Here is a 4,029-nt window from a genome sequence, read left to right on the forward strand (position 1 = left end):
ATGGAATTTCTGGTGTTATTTTTGTAGTGGTCCTTTCATCTTTTTTGTATTTTTGTTACTTATTTAAAGTAACTAGCAAATTTTTTGTGAAATCATCTTTTTATGACATTATAGTCCATTCCAAATTATTGTTTTCATTTGGAATTCATACTGTTATTGCAAATTCTATTAATTTAATAAATTTTGAGGCAGACACCATTATGATAGGATATTTTTTAACAAAATCAGATGTTGGATTTTATAGTATTGCTGTTTTTTTTTCAAAGCTTTTGTGGCTTGTACCTGATTCAATTCAAAAAATAACCTACCCTATGATTTCAGATTATTATGGGCAGAATAAAGAAGAAGATATAAAAAAAATTGTGCTAAAAACAATGAGTTATACAGCATGTATTTCACTAATAATCGGAATACCTATGTTAATATATGGAAAACTACTGATTACATTTATATATGGTGATTCGTTTATTCAATCGGTTTCCCCATATTATATTCTAATAATTGGAACTATAATATTCAGCATAATTAAATCCATAAATTCCTTGTTTGCTAGTATTGGGAAAGTCACTCTTTTTGCAAAAATCCCAACATATTCTGCCATAATTAATATATTAATAAATGCAATACTTATACCGTTATATGGTACAATCGGTGCAGCAATAGCAACTTCAACTTCTTTATTGGTTTATGTTTTCGTAATGCTTTATTATATGAAGAAATTTATCGGTATAAACTTAGAAATCTTATGGTACTTTAAAGCCATTTTAATTTTTATTAGTTCTTTTTTGTTCAATGAAGTTTTACTAATGTTTGTTCCTATTTACATATCAGGTGTTGTAATAGAATTATTTGTACTATATTTTATCTGGAAAGTTTTACTTGATGAAAAAGAACGCTTGAGCTTATCAAAAATATTTTCTAGATGATAATAGTTAAAAACTCATGATTTGAAACTTATGAATGCTGAAATCATATTCTATAAATGTTGATATTAGACCATAAGTTTCAAAGAAACTGCTAATAACTATCATAATTTGACTTATAGTGTTGTTTTTCTGTGTGCATTTAGGTATGATTATTTCGCACTATTAAGAATGTTCCTTGTATCTATAAAATTCCTACTCCTCATCTTTACCGTAAACTTCTTCAAATGAATCTCCCTGAATACCGAGTGATCCGTCAGCACCACAATGCAATCGCTCCCATCCACAGCCTCCTCCAGACTTAATATCGGATACTCGAACTCCTTAACAAACGGATCATATATCTTAACAGTAAATCCTTCTTTTTCAGCCAGTTTGATGAACTTCAATGCAGGCGTTGCTCTCGTGTCAGCAATGTCTCCCTTATAGGCCACACCAAAAACAGTAATTACAGGATTCTCGATTCCATTGACCATCTCCTTAACCTTCTTCAGCACATGGATGGGCATAGAATCATTAATATTACGAGCTAATGTGATCAAACTGCTGTTGTTTGCGTTCTCCGTGAGGAACCAGGGGTCTATGGCTATGCAGTGGCCTCCTACACCGGGACCGGGTTTGTGGATATTGACCCTGGGGTGCTTATTTGCTATCTCGATGGCTTCCCAGATGTTTATTCCATAATCTTCAGCCAGCATTGACAACTCATTGGCAAGGGCGATGTTCACATCACGGTAGGTGTTCTCCATGAGCTTGATCATTTCTGCAGTGGTGCTGGTGGTAAGGTACAGGTTGCCTTTGACAAAGCAGGAATATAAGTCTCTGGTAAGTTCGGTTGCTTTTTTATCAAGTCCACCGATGACCCTGTCGTTGTGTACCATTTCATGCAGAGTATTTCCGGGAATCGCACGCTCCGGGCAGTGGGAGATGTAGAAGTCCCGAGATGCTTTCAGGCCGGACCTTTCAAGGATCATCCGTACCCTTTTCTCACAGGTCTTGGGTGGGATAGTGGATTCGATGATAACTAGATTGCCCTGTTTCAGATGTGGAACGATCATTTCACAGGCAGAGATGACGTATTTCAGGTCTGCCATGCGGAATTCTGCATCAAAAGGTGTGGGTACGGCCACAAGGAACACATCGGCATCCTCAACCTGTGTGGAAGCACGGAAAGCATCTTTCTGCATGGCACTGTCCAGCAGCTCCTGGAAGCCCTTTTCCTCAAAGTGCATTTTACCCTGCTGTAGAGTTGCAACGACCCGCTCGCTGACATCAACACCCACTACATCAATGCCATTGTTAGCAAACAGGAGGGCAGTGGGAAGTCCGATATACCCCAATCCAAGAACACACATTTTTGTCATCTTAACACCAGACAACCAATAAATTCGCGATCAGTTCATTGATCATTATTTTACCCGCATCCCCATCCCCATAGGGATTCTTCCAGCCATTGCCCGCCTGCATCATCCGCCTTGTGCAAGCAGCAATATCCCTGCCAGCGATCATATTAGCCCCCACATCCACAGTCTCCGGCCTTTCCGTATTGTCCCTTAGTGTTACACAGGGCACACCTAAAATGCAGGCCTCTTCCTGGAGGCCGCCGCTGTCGGTGAGGATAAGGCGGGCACCGTTTTCAAGCTGCAGGAATTCCAGATACCCTGCGGGTTCTGTGATACGCACTCCTTCAGGCACCTGCAGTCCGAACTCGTGCATCATCTTCACGGTGCGGGGATGGGCAGGGAAGATGATGGGCAGACGGAATTCCTCGTAAACCTGCCTGAAACCATCGAGTATGGCAGATAAACGCTCCCTGCTGTCCGTGTTCTCAGCCCTGTGGACCGTGGTGAGGAAATAGCCTTTTTCCTTAAGGTTCATGTCCTTCAGGGCATCGACCTTCTGCCGGGAGATCTCCAGGTTCTGGTACACGGCATCCACAACGGTGTTGCCTGTGACAAAGATCTTTTCCTGCGGGATGCCTTCGGCAAGCAGGTTGAGCTTTGAGGTTTCGGTGGGTGCAAAAAGGTAGTCGGAAATATGGTCGGCCATGATGCGGTTGATCTCTTCAGGCATGGTCCTGTCAAAACTGCGCAGGCCTGCTTCCACATGGCCTACCCTGATGTGCAGCTTGGCAGCCGCCAGGGCTCCTGCAAGCACGGTGTTGGTATCACCCTGCACCAGCACCACATCCGGCGTGTCTTCCAGCAGGATCTGTTCTATGCCAGCGAGCATCTTCCCGGTCTGTGCGCCGTGCAGTCCGGAGCCCACGTCCAGGTTGTACTTGGCTGCAGGCAGCTGCAGCTGCTCGAAGAAGATCCTGTCCATCTCGTAGCTGTAATGCTGGCCGGTGTGGAGAATATAGTATTCAAGACCGCGTCTTTCACATTCCCGGATCACAGGGCTCATCTTGATTATTTCCGGGCGGGTGCCCAGGATAATAGCTATCTTCAAAACAAGGCCTCTTCAATATTTGTCATAGTTCGTACCATCCACATGATCTGCGTTCTTATCAGCTCCGGTTCCATCCACCACTTTAGGAGCTTCAGATATTTTTGTTAAAGCTTCATAATATGACGGACATATTTAAGGGTTTTGAAATGACCCTGCGGGGAATGGGTATGGCCGTGCAGGGCAGGAGGCTGTGGGGGTATGTCCTGCTCAGGTTCTGTGTGCTCTGTTGTAAGATCGTTATTGAGCTCTAAGGTATTTCACGATATTAATAAACTATAGAGATCACAGAGGACACGGAGAGAGTTCTTGCAGGGTACTCTCTGTGTGCTCTTTGTGGTAAAATAGGTATTGAGCTCTAAGGTATTTTACGATATTAATAAACTATAGAGATCACAGAGGACACGGAGAGAGTTCTTGCAGGGTACTCTCTGTGTGCTCTTTGTGGTAAAATAGGTATTGAGATTTAAGTTATTTTACGATATTAATAAACCACAGAGGTCACAGAGGACACGGAGAGAGTTCTTGCAGGGTACTCTCTGTGTGCTCTTTGTGGTAAAATAGGTATTGAGATCTAAGTTATTTTACGATATTAATAAACTATAGAGATCACAGAGGACACGGAGAGAGTTCTTGCAGGGTACTCTCTGTGTGCTCT

General features: G+C 42.5%; 4 protein-coding genes. 2 read left to right on the forward strand and 2 right to left on the reverse strand.

The annotated features are described in order from the left end of the window. Window positions 1–926 (forward strand): polysaccharide biosynthesis C-terminal domain-containing protein (locus AB7U21_RS04695; protein WP_428387372.1); only part of this gene is annotated, 926 nt, incomplete at its 5' end. Window positions 927–1,075: 149 nt separating this feature from the next. Here the strand turns inward: AB7U21_RS04695 and AB7U21_RS04700 are convergent. Both AB7U21_RS04700 and wecB read right to left on the reverse strand, forming a co-directional pair. Then, window positions 1,076–2,287 (reverse strand): nucleotide sugar dehydrogenase, encoded by a 1,212-nt coding sequence (locus AB7U21_RS04700; RefSeq protein WP_428387374.1) that lies wholly within the window; start codon window positions 2,285–2,287, stop codon window positions 1,076–1,078. A 1-nt stretch (window position 2,288) separates the two neighbouring features. Beyond that, a complete protein-coding gene (wecB, locus tag AB7U21_RS04705; protein ID WP_428387376.1) occupies window positions 2,289–3,374 on the reverse strand; it encodes a non-hydrolyzing UDP-N-acetylglucosamine 2-epimerase in 1,086 nt (361 codons plus the stop codon). 119 nt (window positions 3,375–3,493) lie between these two features. Between wecB and AB7U21_RS04710 the strand changes: the two genes are divergently transcribed. Beyond that, window positions 3,494–3,625 carry a hypothetical protein gene (locus tag AB7U21_RS04710; RefSeq protein WP_428387378.1) on the forward strand — a complete coding sequence of 44 codons (132 nt, stop codon included), beginning with the start codon at window positions 3,494–3,496 and terminating at the stop codon, window positions 3,623–3,625. The last annotated feature ends 404 nt before the right edge of the window (window positions 3,626–4,029 follow it).

The sequence above is a fragment of the Methanomethylovorans sp. genome (genome assembly GCF_050177135.1).
Classification (GTDB): Archaea; Halobacteriota; Methanosarcinia; order Methanosarcinales; family Methanosarcinaceae; genus Methanomethylovorans.